We start from the raw sequence: 15,395 nt of genomic DNA, 5'->3' as shown, positions 1-15,395 counted from the left end.
AAGTAAGGCTGAAGCCGCGCCATCTGCTCGTCAGTCAACCAGAATAGATTGCTCATGTTATACCCCTGAAACTCACGGGTATGAATCACGCAGGCGGGATGACGGCAAACAAATTAATAGGTCCAGAACCTAAGCCGTGGCTAACTGTCCACGCAGCCAAGCTTTGAACAGGTCGACATCGATATGCGAAACGTTCAAATGTCGGGCCGCTGCCTCGAAGCTGCGTAACCAACTATGCGTATTGGGTTTGATCTAATCTAGAGACAAATAATTTTTGTGGTAGATAGCCTGTTTTATCATTTTCACTTGCGGCTCAGGTCGCGATACAAGTTTTTGAGTTGTCTCAAATTCGAACAGGGAATCTGGACTTGATCAAACCAGACGTCTCATCGACGAAAGTCAGAATTGCCGCATTCGTGGCCAATCCGGCGCTTGGCTTCGACTTCGTGGCAAACGCGGCCGGTCTTGGCGTTATTGCAGATTCCAACGTCGTTCATCTGACAAAGGGATCGGTGGCACCTTGTTCTCGGGAATCGCTTATCGACCGCTCACCTAGCGGATCTGTTTGTTTGGATTTTTCGTACACTCGGAAGGAATAGAAGATGAAAGTAGGGTTCATTGGACTTGGTAATGTCGGCGGAAAGCTTTCAGGCAGCCTTTTGCGGAACGGAATCGACCTGACGGTTCTTGATCTAAACCGCGACCTGATGGAAGCGGCGGCGGACAAGGGTGCCAAGTTGGCGGAAAATGCCGCAGCATTGATGCGTGATTGCGATGTCGTCATCACCTGCCTACCCTCGCCTGCCGCATCGGACGCTGTCTTGCAGGAGATGCTGCCAGAGGTGAAAGAAGGCAAGATCTGGCTGGAGATGTCTACCACTGACCAAGCTGAAGCCGAACGCCTTGGCGGTATCGTCATCGCCGCCGGTGGTGCCGCAGTCGATTGCCCGGTATCTGGCGGTTGCCACCGCGCCGACACTGGTAATATCTCGGTATTTGCGGGCTGTGACCGCTCAACGTTCGAGCGAGTTCTGCCGTTGCTGAAGACAATGGGACGGCGTATCCTGCATACCGGTGAGCTTGGCAGCGCCTCGATGCTCAAGGTACTTACCAATTATCTGGCCACCGTCCATCTGGTCGCCAATGCCGAAGCGTTGGTGACGGCGAAGGCTGCAGGTATGGACCTGAACACAGCCTACGAGGCGATCAAAATTTCGTCCGGTAACAGCTTTTCCCATGTTACCGAAAGCCAGGTAATCCTGAACGGTTCGCGCGATATCTCATTCACCATGGATCTGGTGAAAAAAGATGTGGGCCTGTTCCAGAGTATTGCCGAACGAAACAATGTGCCGCTGGAAGTCTCACCCTTGATTTGCCAGATTTTTGACGACGGCATCGCACGCTATGGCGATCGCGAGCTATCGCCCAACATTATCCGCCGGTTAGAGGACGCCACCGGTCTTTCCATCCTTGCCCCCGGCTTCCCTGCGGAAATGGCGGATGACGAACCAGAAGAGCCTGGATACGAGGTGATCCCGCAGGGTTCGTCGCGCGTCTCTGCCGGCAGCTAGAGCCCGTTTCGGCAGCCACGAGCGAGTTGAGGGCAGGTATCATACCTGCCCCGACGGCCAATGCTCAGAGGCTCAATGCCCTTTGAACGGCGTCGCACCAGCTCACTCGGCCTCGAATTGCGGGACAGTATGATGCAATGCGCAAAACAAAAAATCCGAGATGAGGCGGATATACGATAGGGACGAAGGTCCGACAGGGCCGTATTGACATTGGGTGAGGGCGTCGGATGTGGACTGCCGATCGCCCAAAAACTCATTTCCTAACACGCCCTCTCTGTGATCCCGACACGCGCCTCTGTTCTCACCCGTCGAGCATAGCGAGAACAGCGTCACGATCGGACAAAACCAGCAGCAAAGCGATATCATCCGGTTGTAGCTTTTCAAGTATCATTGATGCGGCTTGTGTGGGCGAAGCGGCTCTGAGTATTTGTTCTGCACCATACCCATGTTCCAACGCTGTCCTTTCGATCAGATCAGAAATTTCCCTTGGCTCGCGGCCTCTTAGATACCCTTCCAACTCGGTTGCGACGACCACGTCGGGTTGGAAATTCAGCGCTGTCGCGGTTACGTCCCGGATATCCTGATCCGATCTGTCCCCCGCATGGCTGAGCATGATGAAACGCCGTTTTGCTGGCAAACTCGACAGCGCATCGCAAACGGCGGAAATCGAATGCGGGTTATGTGCAAAATCCACAAAGACCCGTGCGCCGTTGTATCGGAACTCGTTGCAACGGCCTGGATTATCCTTAGCGTCTGGTTTGAACCCGGCCAACCCATCCCTAGCCGCCTGAACGGGCAAGTCCAGCGCCAAAGCCAGGCACAAGGCCGCCAGCGCGTTCAGGATATTGTACTTCGCAGCGCCGCCCATGGTCAGGGGAACATCGGAAACTGCGATCACCACCTGTTCCACCGCACCGTCGAAAAACACGATATCACCCTGCCGCACATAGGCGCAGCACCTGTCTGCATCACGCGCCCGGCGGATCAGGTCGTTCTGCGCGTCCAGCGAAAACCACCAGATATTCGCCGAGGTATTCTCCGCCTCGGCACGGACAAAGCCGTCATCGGCATTCAGGGCCAGCACGCCCCCCTCGGCCAATGTTCGATGTACGGCGAATTTGGCCTGGGCCAGTTCTGGCACCGTGTTGACCCCATATTGGCCCAGATGGTCGTTGGCCACATTGGTGACAGCCGCCGCCGTGGCAGCGCGGGTCGGCAGACCCCGGCGCAGGATGCCCCCACGGGCGACTTCAAGGCAGGCAACCTCCAGCCTTTTATCGCGCAGCAACATCCGGCCGCCGCCGGGGCCCGAGTAATCGCCACGGTCCAGAATGTCATCGCCCACGCGGACAAACTCGGTCGAGGTTAGCCCAGCAACCTTGCCCGAAGCGCGCGCGATAGCCTCAAGCAGCCGGGTCGTAGTGGTCTTGCCGTTGGTTCCGGTGATGAACGCGACCGGGATATCATGCAGCGCAGACCAGTCCACCTCACCCGGGGTGGGCAGCCCATCAACAGGCCAAGTCTGACTGCCTGTGCCATGCCCGATCGACACCTCGTCATCATCGCAAAGGATATCCACGCCATGCACCTCAGCCGCTGCGATCAAGGCGATCAGCGCAGGATTGGCTTCCATTTCCATGACGCCTTTGACATCCGCAACCATCTGATCGAAATCTCCGGGCTCGGATGCCAGCAGTTCTGCAGCACAGAAATGCCAGGCGGTTTGCGCTGCGAATATCCCGGAATAGAGCTGATCCATCGGTGTCGAGATCGCCAGATTGACGCCGCCCGTAAAGGTACGGTGGATCAGACCCTGTCCCTGCCAGCCCAGTGCGTCCAGAACCCGGCGCGCATGCTTCTCCCACAAGTCGGTGATCTGCGTCGCGTCGATATCAGTGAAGAAAACATCCATCACCGCGCCCGGTCGGTTCCATAGCAGGCCCGGCCCGGTCAGACGCCGGGCGTCATCCACATGAATATGGTCAACGGTCGCGCTTTCTATTGTCAGCGCGGTCTCAAGCTCTTCGATCCGGTCCATTCCGGTGCCTCCGCTCAATCCGCGTCTTCGCTGATTTCACGGGCCAGACGCACGCCACGCTCATCCCGGATCAGGTTCTGGTCGCCTTCGAACATATCTTCGAACGAGGTTTCGGCGGGGGCTGCCACAGGTGCGACCTCAGGTTCTTCGCCATCAGAATTGAAATAGATGATCTGTTTCCAGCAGCGCGTTGTGTCATCACCAAAGATCACCAACAGATCGCCCTGTCCGGCCTGCACCAACGCGGCACTGACCGCTTCAACCTCGTCGGGGATGACCGTGATGGCTGCGGCATCCACGCCGTTGTCGATCAGGGCTTGACGCATCATCTGCGGCACCTCGTCATGCCCGCGTCCGCGACGGCGGTCATCTGCCTTGCAGATGAAATGATCAAAATGTCCGGCCAGGGCGGCGGCCCCATCGACAATATCTTCGTCGCGCCGGTCGCCAGGCATCGCTACCACGCACAGCCTGCGGCCCTTGATCTCTAACTGATCGGCCAGCGCCGCCATCGCTTTCAGCGCGGCGGGGTTATGGCCATAATCGAGGATCACCTTGAAGGGATGTTCGTCATAGACATTCATCCGTCCAGGTGCCTGAAAATAGCTGGTGTCGAAGGTGCGCAGCCCATGACGGATATTATCTAGGTCCACGCCGAAACTATAGGCCATCGCGGCGGCGAACATCGCATTCTGGACGTTGAAAATTGCCTTGCCTTCCAACGTCGCGGGGATCAGATGCGACCACAGAACCGGGATATGAAGCCCGTTGTCATAGATGGTCAGCATGTCACCATTCATGCCTTTTTCAAGCACGATAGCCTTGCCGCCGGCCTTGATATGTTCCTTGACTAGACTGTGCGCTGGATTGGTCGTGACATAGAAAATCTGATCCGCTTGAGCGTAGTCGGCCATTTTCAGACAGTTGATGTCATCGGCATTCAGCACTGCAGTATCCACAGCGCTTTCAACCACCACGCGCTTGACAACGGCCAGCTCCTCGACCGTGTTTATGCCGCCGAGACCCAGATGATCGGCCGAGACATTCAGACACGCCGCCACGTTCGACCGCTGATAGCCCAGACCGGACCGCACAAGCCCGCCGCGTGCGGTTTCCATCACCGCAAAATCGACCGCCGGATCACGCAGGACGATCTGTGCGGATTTCGGTCCCGTCATGTCGCCCTTGACGCTTAGTTTACCGTCCACATAGACGCCATCGGTCGAGGTCATGCCAACGGTCTTGCTGCTGGTTTTCATAATATGCCCCAGCATCCGCGAGGTCGTCGTCTTGCCGTTGGTTCCTGTGATCGCCGCAATCGGGATGCGGGTTTCCTCATTGGCTGGGAACAACATGTCGATCACTCTGCCCGCCACGTCGCGGGGCTGACCTTCGGACGGCGCCACGTGCATCCGAAAGCCCGGGGCGGCGTTCACCTCGACGATAGCTCCGCCAATATCCTTGTAGGATTTGGTGATGTCGTCGATCAGAAAATCCACACCTCCCACATCCAATCCAACCGCCATTATGGCGCGTTCGGCCATGTCACGATTGTCAGGATGCACCACATCCGTCAGATCAATCGCTGTACCCCCCGTCGACAGATTTGCCGTTGAACGGAGATAGAAGATCTCGCCTTCCGACAGCACGGTTTCTTCGGTCACGCCCGCATTCTCCATCAGGCGTTTGGCCTGATTGTCGATTTCCAGCATGGTCAGCACTTTCTCGTGTCCGATGCCACGGCGCGGATCCTGGTTCACGATGTCAACCAGTTCGGCAATCGTGTGTGTGCCGTCGCCAACGACATGTCCGGGGACACGCTTGGCCACCGCAACCAGTTTGTTGTTCACAACCAGCATTCGGTGGTCAAAACCGGTGATGAAGCTTTCCACCAGAATGGCCCTGCTCCGAGAATGTTCCTTGGCTTCGGCAAAACCGGCCTCGACCTCGGACTCTGAATTCAGATTGATCGAAACACCGCGCCCATGATTGGCGTCGAGCGGCTTGACGACAACAGGAAACCCGATACGTCCCGCTGCTTTTGCCGCCTCGCGTGCCGAATAGACCATGCGCTGCTGTGGTACCGGCAGACCCAGATCGTTCAGCAGATTGTGGGTATCTTCCTTGTCGCAGGAAATCTCGACCGAGATATGTTTGGTCTCAGAAGTGATGGTAGCCTGGATGCGTTTCTGATACTTCCCGTGTCCGAACTGCACCAGCGAGCCAGAGTTCAGCCTGATCCACGGAATGTCCCGCTCTTGTGCCGCCTTGACCAACGAGCCGGTCGAGGGGCCAAATTCTTTGCGCTGCGCCCGCAGCACAAAGCTGCGTAACTCATCATCCCAGTTGAAATCCGGATCAAAATCGTAATCCACCTGGTCCTTGAGGGAGTGTGGCAACAGATGCATTAGCAGACGCATCGCCAGCTTGCCCGCATCCAGTCCGACATCGCGCTGGCGGTACTCATAGACCATGTTGTACTGGCCGGGTTCGCCAGTGCCGCGCGTTCGGCCAAAAGTCACATCCGTACCAGCTACGTTCTGCACCTCGATAGCGCAATGTTCCAGCACATGACCCAGCCAGGTGCCTTCATCTTCGCGCAGGCGGCGGATGAACCCGCCGGGTTCGCGATAGGAACAGCCATGTTCTGCTAAACCGGGAAGTGCAGCGACCAGAGCGTCGATAAATTCCGAACCAATTCTTGCCGAAGGCCATTCTTCCAGAATACCCAGATCGATAACGTGGCGAATAACCGGAAAACTTGCCCAAACATTCGGGCCGACAAAGACGTTGGTCGAAATTATTTTCATGAGGCACCCTGTTGGTTAGTTTTTATTTTCCCCCGCCGGCGCCCTCGTCCCCGGACAGGTCCGGCAATGTACAGAACGCCATATGCTCATCCGGCGGAAACGCCTGGCGAGCCGTCAGATCATAACGGCACCCTTCGCCCAGAACGTCAAGCCGAAGTCCCAGAAGGCTCAACGCCTCTCCGCGGCGGGCATCCCACATCGATGAATGCGTCAGATGGCTGGCATCCACCACAGTGACCGTTCCGCTGCCCACTACCTCAAGGACGTTATCGGGTCCAATGAAGGCCGCCGTGTCTTCGTCAACGCCCAACCCGATCAGGAAAGGGTTGAAAGATGAGGCAGTTAACAGGCGCCCCAGGCGGTTACGCTGCGTGAAATGCTGGTCAATGATGACTGCATTGGTCAAACCCATGCCCGGGGCCAGAGTGATATTGCCTTCGGCTGGGGCGGAATTGCTGCTGCCGCCTGCAACCATATGCTCGGACATGACCGACGCCCCGGCTGAGGTTCCCGCAATCGGTATCCCCGCCGCATTCCGGCGCCGGATTTTTTGAGCAACAAGCGTGCCACCCAGAATCGCCGACAAGCGCAGCTGGTTCCCGCCGGTCATGAATATCCCGGTGGCGCGGTCCAACATCTCGGCATAGTCGGGATTGTCGCAATCGGCGCGACGCGAGATGGGCAGGAACTCAACCTGACCCGCTCCAAGCTCAGAGAAAATGCGGTTATAATCCGGCCCTGTTTCTTCCAGCATCGAGGCTGTCGGGATCACGACAATATCGGCATCGCCGCCGCCGGACAGCTCCACGAATTTGCGGTGAATCTGCATTTCCTTGACGCGGTCTTCGCCACCGCCGATCGGGATGATGAACCCGCGCGGGGTCTCTGCATCAATGGGTGCAGGGCACATATCTTAACTACCTTCCGGAGCTATAGCGGGCAGCCACCGGGGACCGCGCGGACGTTCAAATCTGTTCATACATGCCGCGCCGGGCTATCTGGCCATCGCGGACATGCCATTCCCCCCGGGCCATCACATGCCGCACAGCGGTGTTTTCGTCAAGAACCACCAGATCGGCGTCCATACCCACTTTCAAACGGCCCTTTCGATGTAGCCTGAGCAGATCGGCGACATTAGAGGTCATCGGAGCAAGTGCATCAGACAGAGGCATTCCTTTATCGGTCAGGTCGCGCAGTGTTTCAGGCAGAGTGTCCGACAATCCCACACCGAACCGTGTAAGGTTGCCCTCACGGTCAAAGGCCGGCAAGCAGCCACCGCCGTCAGAGCTGATGGTGAAACGGTCCGCACGACCACCCAGATCGCAAAATTGGATATAGGCCTCGGCGGCTGATATGCCCGGCTCGATGTGTTCGCAGGGGAACGCGGTGGCGTCGATGTAACATCCGTGCCGCGCCAACGCGACGGCCTGTTCAAACAGGGGTTTGTTGCGATTGACATGGGTCGGGTTGAAGACGCGTGCGGGAATTTCGCAGGTCGCAATAGCCTGCCCCAACATCGACAGGCCCCTGTCGCCGTCGCCCATATGGCAATGCACGATCCCTGCCTTGCCGGTCATCAGGCCCGCGACATGCGCCTCACTTGCGATCCGCAGAAACTCGTCCAGTGTCGGTTGGCTTGACCGGTGATCACTGATCGCCAGTTCCCCAACGCCGATAACCGGATCAAGGAATACTATATCACCCCGGGCGGAACCGGTCAGGGTGGTCAGAGGGACGTGATAGCCACCAGTGTGACACCAAGCCGAAAGCCCCTCCTCCCGCAGCCCATAGGCCTGCTGCACCAACGTCTGCGTGTTGCGGGTCAGATCGTCCGTCCCCAACACCCCGACAACCGACGTGACCCCGGCACGGGTGAACGAGGACAAGACCATCGGCGGCACCCGGCTGGCTGGCCCGGTTTCACCGCCACCACCCGTGATATGCGCATGTCCGTCGATCAAACCCGGAACAACCGATGCACCTTCGACGTCAACGACTTCAGCCTGAAGCGGATCCGGCAGTTCGGGTTGAGTGCTACCGAGGTAAATAATGCGTTCACCCGCGGTGAGAATATGGCCTAAACCAACAGGCTCAGGCGTATAGAGCCGCGCATTCTTGATCAGTTTCAACACGTTTCATACCCGTCAGTAAGAGCAAAGACATCCTTTCTTGCACTGAAAGTCAGCAGAAGAACCATCCCTTAATTCGGAGAAAGCGTAAATGTCGGGCGCAGGCCTTAAAGGCAAAATCTTAGGAGCGCTGAGGTAAAGCTGGGCATTTGCGCAATTCGCCGCGCCAGTCGCTTTCGGATCGGAACAACCGTAAGAAGCGAATGTAGCGGACGCCGTGAAACCTTTGTTGACAGCCGCCTCACTGAGAAAAGGCCCGCCGAAATGGTGGGCCTTTCTATTTTCACGTTCAGCTCTTTTTGCCGACATTTTCTTCGAATGAGACTTCAAAAGCCGCCTGCTTTTCAGGACTGGCTTCGGTCTGATACTTGGCTTTCCATTCGCTCATGGTCATCCCGTAAAAGATCTGGCGGGCTTCGTCCTTGTCCATCTCAATGCCCTGTTCATTGGCCGCTTCCTGATACCAGCGCGACAGGCAGTTGCGGCAAAATCCGGCCAGGTTCATCATGTCGATGTTCTGAACATCGGTCCTGTCTTCCATCAGGTGCTGCTGCAACCTGCGGAATGCGGCGGCCTGAAGTTCGGTTTCAGTTTTCTGGTCCATGTTCTCGCTCCGGATGCTTGCCCAATATGTTCAAGATGACCTAACAACCAAAGCGGGCCGTTTCAATCATCAGCAACACCTCAGTGCGCTAGGCCAGTTTCAACGCCAGCCAGGGCACGATGGAAAAGATAAGCACCAGAATTTTGTAATTGGCCAGATACCTGAAATACGCACGTTTCACATCCGCGCGGTCCATTTGGAACATCCGACTATGGATGCCAGCCGCCCAATCCTGCATCAGCACGACCATCAGGGTCGAAAATAGTAACACAGCAAGGTTGATCACCGCCATCCAGCCGAAAACAGATGTCAAAAGCTCTTGCGTCATGATCGCCTCCTTTCGCCTGATATATGGGGTTTCGGGCGTGGTCGCTCAATGGTGCGCAGGCTCTCAGCCACCAAAAGTCACAATTCGCTTTGCGAAAGGGCGTCTTCCAGGACAATTCCCAGACGTTCGGCCCACGCGCGCTGCCCCGCGTGGTCGGCGATCAGGTCATTGCGCAGTTCGATTAACGCATTAGGGCGGCCAAAGGCAGTGCAATGCTTGTCGATCGCATCGCCCGGCAGAACGCCAGTATAGGGTTCATTGACGCCAACACATAGGTCCTTTTCAGCCTGCAACCGGTGGATCAGTGGGCGCGAAAAACGCTCATCCGGAGTGTGCAGCACACCGACATGCCAGGGACGCGGTTCGCGTCCACGCAACTGCCGGGTGAAGGAATGCATCGACACGATCACCGCATGGGGCAGTGCGGCCAGCTCAGCCAATGCCCTATGGTAAGGGCGGTAACACATGTTCAGACGCCGCTCGCGCTCATCCGCATCGGCGTTACGGTTGCCGGGAATGATTGACCCATCATACAGTTTCATCACAAGAGTCGGGTCGTCCTCGCCTCGGTTCGGATCGATCACAAGGCGCGAGAAATTCGCCGCGATCACAGGCGCGTTCAGAATTTCACCCAGATGTTTCGATACTTCATAGGCGCCCACGTCATAGGCAATGTGGCGCTCCATATCCTCACGCGGCAAGCCAAGATCCCCACCATTGATTCCCGGTGGAACAGTATTGGTCGCGTGGTCACATGTGATCAGCCAGCGGGAAGGGCGATCCGCGCCATGGATAAAAAACGGAGAATACGTCATAAGCCTGTCATGTTGTTTCCGGCAGGTTTAGGACAGTTGCTTCGGAAAGGGAATTGCGCAATAAGCGGGCAGAGTCGATGTTTGCGGTAACATTCGCGCAAATTCAGGACATGATTTGAGGAGAACAAGGTCAATGCGACGCCTGAGAAATGTGAAAATCGTGGCGACGCTGGGGCCGGCGTCCAATGACTATGACACCATTCGCGCATTGCACGAAGCTGGAGCCGACGTATTTCGCCTGAACATGAGCCATGGCAGCCATGACGAAATCCGCGAGCGGCACCGGATCATCCGTCAGGTCGAAAAGGATCTGGACAGCCCTATCGCCATTCTTGCAGATCTGCAGGGGCCAAAGCTGCGTGTCGGCGTATTTGCCAATGATGCGGAAGAGCTGATCGAGGGTGCCGTGTTTCGGTTGGATCTGGATCCGGCCCCGGGCGACGCTGGTCGCGTATGCCTGCCCCATCCCGAGATTTTTGCTGCGCTGGAACCCGGTGCGCGTCTCTTGGTCAATGATGGCAAAATTCGCCTGATCGTACAGGATTGCGGCCAGGATCATGCGAATTGCACCGTCGAGGTCGGCGGGACAATTTCGAACCGAAAAGGCGTGAACGTGCCGGATGTCGTGCTGCCCTTGGCCGCTTTGTCCGCCAAGGATCGTGGTGATCTGGAATTCGTCTGCCAGCTGGGTGTGGATTGGTTGGCGCTGAGTTTCGTTCAGCGGGCCAAGGATGTTTTTGAGGCTCGGGCACTGGCCGATGGGCGCGCCTCGATCCTGTCCAAGATTGAAAAGCCTGCTGCGGTTGAAGCGTTTGACGACATCCTCGATGCCTCTGACGGCATTATGGTTGCGCGCGGAGATCTGGGCGTGGAGCTACCGGTTTCCGCGGTGCCCCCGATCCAGAAACGTCTGGTCCGCCGGTGCCGTAGCGCCGCCAAGCCGGTGATTGTGGCCACACAGATGCTGGAAAGCATGATCGAAAGCCCGATGCCCACGCGGGCCGAGGTTTCAGATGTGGCAACCGCAATCTACGAAGGCACGGATGCCATCATGCTGAGTGCGGAATCTGCCGCTGGCTCATATCCGATCGAGGCCGTGCAGACCATGAACAAGGTCGCCATCGAGGTCGAAGCCGACCCCACTTATGATCAGATTATCGCAGCATCGCGCACGGCGAAGGGGACCACCGTGGCCGACGGCATCGTCGCCGCCGCTCGCGAAATTGCCGAGAAAACGGATATCAAGGCCATCTGTTGTTTCACTCAAAGCGGCACAACTGCGCTGTTGACCGCGCGCGAACGTCCCGGAGTTCCGATCATTGCAATGACCCCGGCAAAGGGAACGGCCCGTCGGTTATGCCTGAGCTGGGGCTGCCATTGCGTAATGACGCCCGAGCTTGAGCGTTTCAAAGGGGCGGTCGTCAGCGCCGCCCGTGCTGCTCGTTCTGGTGGATTTGCAACTGACACGGATCAGATCGTTGTCACCGCTGGTGTTCCGTTCAACGTGCCCGGCACGACCAATATCCTGCGGATCGCGCCCTGCGACGAGAGGCTGATCTATAACACGGATCCTGGCTGATCAGGCGGGTATGACATTCTGCCCGACCGGTTCCTTGACGATTTCCATCACGGTAAAGGAACTGGTCTGGTGAATGCCCGGAAGCTTATTTATCTTTTCCCCCAGGGTCTGGCGGAAATGGGCGATGTCGCGTGTGCGAACGGTTAACAGATAGTCAAACGACCCCGCCACCATCAGGCAGCTTTCGATTTCGGTGACATCGCGCACGGCATCGTTGAATTTATCCAATGAGTTCTCAGACGTTGCAGCCAGGGAAACCTGCACAACCGTCATATGCCCGAGACCCAACCGCTCCTTGTCCAGAACGGCGCTGTATCCGGTGATATAGCCGGTTCTTTCCAGTCGTTTTACACGCTCGGAACACGGGGTGTTGGTCAGGTTTACCCGCATGGCAAGCTCGACGATCGGCAGGCGGCCATTGGCTTCCAATTCCCGCAGGATGCGTTGATCGATCTTGTCCAATTCTCTGTCCATTAGGAAAATTCCCTGTAATTTTGGCGCATAATGGGATAATTTACTGAGAATAGACCAAAAATAATACCATTTCCTAGTGATTTTTCCTGATACTGACTTGAGGGCAGTCTACAATAAATGCTCCAAGTTCCGGCTGCCCTGCCGGGGGCACGGGCCCCGGTCAAATGAACAATAAATGGAGGAACGAGATGACAACAAAAATTGTCATAGGACTGGACGGGACAGAATCCGGAGAACGTGCCATCGCCTTCGCCAAAGATTTGGCTGAAAGAATTGGTTCATGCGAGCTTCTGGTTGCATATGTCATTGAATGGTCGCCCTACACTTTTCAGACACCTGAAGAAAACGCAAAGCGGCACATGCGGCGTGAGGAGGAGATTGAACTAGCAACGACACGGGTGGTGGCACCCGCCGTCGACGCCCTGAAGGCCGCGGGTTTCGCCGCGACCGGAGTGGTGCGCCACGGAGATGTGGCTGAAACGCTGAATGCCATCACGGTAGACAGCAAGGCCGTACAGATTGTCGTTGGACGCTCGTCCGCGGATGGCCTCAAAAAGCGTATCTTCGGCAGCTCAACGCAAAACCTTGTAATGCATGCCGATGTACCGGTCACGGTCGTGAATTGAGGGAGGCACAGGAATGAAAACACTATCTCAACTGGGATTGGCAGCCGCCACCCTGATGGCCAGCCCCGTCGCCGCGCAAGAGGCGCCCGGGTTGGACGAAAAGATCAATCAGGCTTTTGCTGATATCACTGGGCCATTCGTTAGCTTCATATTCGCACCAATTCCCGGGACAGGATTTCCCTGGATCGTGATGTGGTTGGTTATCGCGGCGTCGGTCTTTACTCTGTACTTTGCTTTTGTGCAGATGCGCTTTTTCGGCCACGCGATAAGTCTGGTCAAAGGCGACTATTCCGATCCCAACGATGCTGGTGAGGTTAGCCACTTTCAGGCATTGGCCACTGCCCTGTCGGGCACGGTCGGGCTTGGCAATATCGCAGGCGTTGCCGTTGCTGTTGGCATTGGTGGCCCCGGGGCGACCTTCTGGATGATCCTGGCTGGTCTTCTGGGCATGGCGTCAAAATTCACCGAATGTACACTTGGCGTAAAGTATCGCAACGAATACGAAGACGGCAGCGTCTCGGGCGGCCCGATGTACTATATGTCCAAGGGTTTTGACGAGCTTGGCCTGCCCGGAGGTAAGATCCTGGCGGTTGTGTTCTCGATCTTCTGTATTCTTGGAGCGCTGGGCGGGGGCAACATGTTTCAGGCCAATCAGGCGCATCAGCAGATTGCAGGCATCGTCGGGAATTACCCGGGTTGGATCACCGGTGTGGTCTTTGCGGGTGTCGTGTTCATGGTGATCGTCGGTGGACTTAAATCCATCGCGCGAGTGACTGAAAAAGTTGTGCCCTTTATGGGCGTGATGTATGTCGCGGCGGCTCTGGTCATCATCGTCATGAATGCGGATATGATCGGTTGGGCCTTTGGTCAGATCTTTGCCGGTGCGTTTACCGGTCTTGGTGTGGCCGGCGGAATGGTCGGTGCTCTAATCCAGGGCTTCAAACGGGCCGCGTTCTCGAACGAGGCCGGCGTTGGGTCTGCTGCGATTGCCCACTCGGCGGTGCGCACAAAGGAGCCGATCACAGAAGGCTTTGTTTCGCTGCTTGAGCCGTTCATCGATACGGTCGTGATCTGTACCATGACTGCGCTGGTGATCATCATTACTCAGCAGTTGATCATCGACCCCGAGACCGGCAACTATATGTTGAACGAAGCAGGAAGCGCTATTGCGACCGTTGACGGCAACTCAGGCGTCAGCCTGACCTCTGCCGCCTTTGGCAGCGCGTTCAGCTGGTTCCCCTATGTTCTGGCGATTGCGGTGATCCTGTTTGCTTTCTCGACTATGATCAGCTGGTCCTACTATGGCCTCAAGGCCTGGACCTATCTGTTCGGTGAGGGGCACACCAAAGAGCTGGTGTTCAAGATCATCTTCTGCGTCTTCGTGGTGATCGGTGCTGCGGCCAACCTCGGCCCGGTTATCGACTTCTCGGATGCGGCGATCTTTGCGATGGCGGTTGTGAACGTCTTTGCGCTCTACTTCCTGATGAAGATCGTTCGTCAGGAACTGGCATCGTATAGTGAAAGACTGAAAAGCGGTGAGATCCGCAAATACGGTCACTAAATAGACCACCGGGGCGGCCTGCGTCGCCCCGGTGCCTGACTGGGCTGCTAAAATTGCAGATTCAGCCAAAACCCCCTTGCCAGTATGGTCGAACTTGCGTAAACGGCGCTTCTGATCGCGTGACCGGCCGAGATGGCATGCCGAGTCGCGTTTCGAACCGAACCCCGAAAGGAGACGGAAATGCCTAAGATGAAGACAAAGTCGAGCGCCAAAAAGCGCTTTAAGGTGACTGCGACCGGTAAGGTCCTTGCTGGCCAGGCCGGCAAACGTCACGGCATGATCAAGCGGACCAAGAAATTCATCCGCGATGCTCGTGGCAACACCACCCTGTCCGCCCCCGACGCCAAAATCGTCAAGGGCTATATGCCCTACGATCGATAAGAGGAGATTAAGACATGTCCCGCGTTAAAGGTGGAACCGTAACTCACGCCCGTCACAAGAAGGTTATCAAGGCCGCCAAAGGTTACTATGGCCGCCGCAAAAGCACCTTCAAGGTTGCCCGTCAGGCCGTAGACAAGGCCAACCAATATGCAACCCGTGACCGTAAGAACCGCAAGCGTAACTTCCGCGCGCTGTGGATCCAGCGGATCAACGCTGCTGTACGTTCGCATGACGAAGCCCTGACATATTCCCGCTTCATCAACGGCCTGAACCTGGCCGGTATTGAAGTGGACCGTAAAGTTCTGGCCGATCTGGCCGTGCACGAACCGGAAGCGTTCGGCGCGATCGTCGCCCAGGCTCAGGCTGCTCTGACCGCCTGATCCTCTGTAAAGAGACAGTGAATAAAGGGCCGTTCCGTTTGGGGCGGCCTTTTTTGTTACTGGTAACTGGTAGGGTCCGCTTTGAACCAAGAAGGCCGG

The 15,395-nt window shown here is 56.8% G+C and carries 14 protein-coding genes; 6 read left to right on the top strand and 8 right to left on the bottom strand.

Annotation, left to right across the window (positions count from 1 at the left end; genetic code table 11):
* Window positions 1–602: 602 nt before the first annotated feature.
* A complete protein-coding gene (locus FN806_RS13335) occupies window positions 603–1,571 on the top strand; it encodes an NAD(P)-dependent oxidoreductase (protein ID WP_142637927.1) in 969 nt (322 codons plus the stop codon).
* A 301-nt stretch (window positions 1,572–1,872) separates the two neighbouring features.
* Here FN806_RS13335 and FN806_RS13330 read toward each other — a convergent pair whose 3' ends face one another.
* From FN806_RS13330 to FN806_RS13300, 7 genes are all read right to left on the bottom strand, one after another.
* On the bottom strand, window positions 1,873–3,609 hold the full coding sequence (locus FN806_RS13330) for a Mur ligase family protein (RefSeq protein WP_142637925.1): 1,737 nt from the start codon (window positions 3,607–3,609) through the stop codon (window positions 1,873–1,875).
* 14 nt (window positions 3,610–3,623) lie between these two features.
* The gene (gene cphA, locus FN806_RS13325) at window positions 3,624–6,419 is read right to left on the bottom strand and encodes a cyanophycin synthetase (RefSeq protein WP_142637923.1); all 2,796 of its coding nucleotides are present in this window, start codon (window positions 6,417–6,419) and stop codon (window positions 3,624–3,626) included.
* A gap of 22 nt (window positions 6,420–6,441) precedes the next feature.
* Window positions 6,442–7,329 carry a cyanophycinase gene (locus tag FN806_RS13320; protein ID WP_142637921.1) on the bottom strand — a complete coding sequence of 296 codons (888 nt, stop codon included), beginning with the start codon at window positions 7,327–7,329 and terminating at the stop codon, window positions 6,442–6,444.
* Between the two features lie 55 nt (window positions 7,330–7,384).
* Entirely contained in the window at window positions 7,385–8,551 is a 1,167-nt protein-coding gene (iadA, locus tag FN806_RS13315) for a beta-aspartyl-peptidase (RefSeq protein ID WP_142637919.1), read from the bottom strand.
* Window positions 8,552–8,837: 286 nt separating this feature from the next.
* Window positions 8,838–9,152, bottom strand: a complete 315-nt coding sequence (locus tag FN806_RS13310) for a DUF1244 domain-containing protein (RefSeq protein ID WP_142637917.1) — start codon at window positions 9,150–9,152, stop codon at window positions 8,838–8,840.
* 88 nt (window positions 9,153–9,240) lie between these two features.
* Window positions 9,241–9,480: a DUF6868 family protein gene (locus tag FN806_RS13305; protein ID WP_142637915.1), complete on the bottom strand. Its 240-nt coding sequence runs from the start codon at window positions 9,478–9,480 to the stop codon at window positions 9,241–9,243.
* 77 nt (window positions 9,481–9,557) lie between these two features.
* Window positions 9,558–10,295, bottom strand: coding sequence for an N-formylglutamate amidohydrolase (locus FN806_RS13300; RefSeq protein ID WP_142637913.1), 738 nt, complete (start codon window positions 10,293–10,295; stop codon window positions 9,558–9,560).
* A 133-nt stretch (window positions 10,296–10,428) separates the two neighbouring features.
* Here FN806_RS13300 and pyk point away from each other — a divergent pair, with 133 nt between their 5' ends.
* The gene (pyk, locus tag FN806_RS13295; protein ID WP_142637911.1) at window positions 10,429–11,874 is read left to right on the top strand and encodes a pyruvate kinase; all 1,446 of its coding nucleotides are present in this window, start codon (window positions 10,429–10,431) and stop codon (window positions 11,872–11,874) included.
* On the opposite strand, the gene FN806_RS13290 is transcribed toward pyk, so the two are convergent.
* Window positions 11,875–12,348, bottom strand: a complete 474-nt coding sequence (locus tag FN806_RS13290) for an Lrp/AsnC family transcriptional regulator (RefSeq protein WP_142637909.1) — start codon at window positions 12,346–12,348, stop codon at window positions 11,875–11,877. It abuts the gene before it with no gap.
* Window positions 12,349–12,536: 188 nt separating this feature from the next.
* Here FN806_RS13290 and FN806_RS13285 point away from each other — a divergent pair, with 188 nt between their 5' ends.
* The 4 genes from FN806_RS13285 (at window position 12,537) to rplT (ending at window position 15,296) form a co-directional block, all read left to right on the top strand.
* The gene (locus FN806_RS13285; protein ID WP_142637907.1) at window positions 12,537–12,974 is read left to right on the top strand and encodes a universal stress protein; all 438 of its coding nucleotides are present in this window, start codon (window positions 12,537–12,539) and stop codon (window positions 12,972–12,974) included.
* 13 nt (window positions 12,975–12,987) lie between these two features.
* Window positions 12,988–14,535, top strand: coding sequence for an alanine/glycine:cation symporter family protein (locus FN806_RS13280; protein WP_142637905.1), 1,548 nt, complete (start codon window positions 12,988–12,990; stop codon window positions 14,533–14,535).
* A 180-nt stretch (window positions 14,536–14,715) separates the two neighbouring features.
* Complete coding sequence (rpmI, locus tag FN806_RS13275) at window positions 14,716–14,916, top strand: 50S ribosomal protein L35 (protein WP_010443552.1); 201 nt, start codon at window positions 14,716–14,718, stop codon at window positions 14,914–14,916.
* Between the two features lie 14 nt (window positions 14,917–14,930).
* Window positions 14,931–15,296, top strand: coding sequence for a 50S ribosomal protein L20 (rplT, locus tag FN806_RS13270; RefSeq protein WP_142637903.1), 366 nt, complete (start codon window positions 14,931–14,933; stop codon window positions 15,294–15,296).
* Window positions 15,297–15,395: the final 99 nt, after the last annotated feature.

It is taken from the genome of Ruegeria faecimaris (assembly GCF_900182615.1).
Lineage (GTDB): Bacteria > Pseudomonadota > Alphaproteobacteria > Rhodobacterales > Rhodobacteraceae > Ruegeria > Ruegeria faecimaris.
The sequence above is the reverse complement of the archived record's forward strand: the minus strand, read 5'-3'. Positions and strand labels throughout refer to the sequence as shown.

Excerpts from the sequence above, each read along its gene's own strand:
- rpmI (WP_010443552.1), top strand. The coding sequence starts at position 14,716 with ATGCCTAAGATGAAGACAAAGTCGAGCGCCAAAAAGCGCTTTAAGGTG.
- FN806_RS13300 (WP_142637913.1), bottom strand. The coding sequence starts at position 10,295 with ATGACGTATTCTCCGTTTTTTATCCATGGCGCGGATCGCCCTTCCCGC.
- pyk (WP_142637911.1), top strand. The coding sequence starts at position 10,429 with ATGCGACGCCTGAGAAATGTGAAAATCGTGGCGACGCTGGGGCCGGCG.
- cphA (WP_142637923.1), bottom strand. The coding sequence starts at position 6,419 with ATGAAAATAATTTCGACCAACGTCTTTGTCGGCCCGAATGTTTGGGCA.
- FN806_RS13335 (WP_142637927.1), top strand. The coding sequence starts at position 603 with ATGAAAGTAGGGTTCATTGGACTTGGTAATGTCGGCGGAAAGCTTTCA.
- FN806_RS13305 (WP_142637915.1), bottom strand. The coding sequence starts at position 9,480 with ATGACGCAAGAGCTTTTGACATCTGTTTTCGGCTGGATGGCGGTGATC.
- FN806_RS13285 (WP_142637907.1), top strand. The coding sequence starts at position 12,537 with ATGACAACAAAAATTGTCATAGGACTGGACGGGACAGAATCCGGAGAA.
- FN806_RS13320 (WP_142637921.1), bottom strand. The coding sequence starts at position 7,329 with ATGTGCCCTGCACCCATTGATGCAGAGACCCCGCGCGGGTTCATCATC.
- FN806_RS13330 (WP_142637925.1), bottom strand. The coding sequence starts at position 3,609 with ATGGACCGGATCGAAGAGCTTGAGACCGCGCTGACAATAGAAAGCGCG.
- FN806_RS13310 (WP_142637917.1), bottom strand. The coding sequence starts at position 9,152 with ATGGACCAGAAAACTGAAACCGAACTTCAGGCCGCCGCATTCCGCAGG.
- FN806_RS13280 (WP_142637905.1), top strand. The coding sequence starts at position 12,988 with ATGAAAACACTATCTCAACTGGGATTGGCAGCCGCCACCCTGATGGCC.
- FN806_RS13290 (WP_142637909.1), bottom strand. The coding sequence starts at position 12,348 with ATGGACAGAGAATTGGACAAGATCGATCAACGCATCCTGCGGGAATTG.
- rplT (WP_142637903.1), top strand. The coding sequence starts at position 14,931 with ATGTCCCGCGTTAAAGGTGGAACCGTAACTCACGCCCGTCACAAGAAG.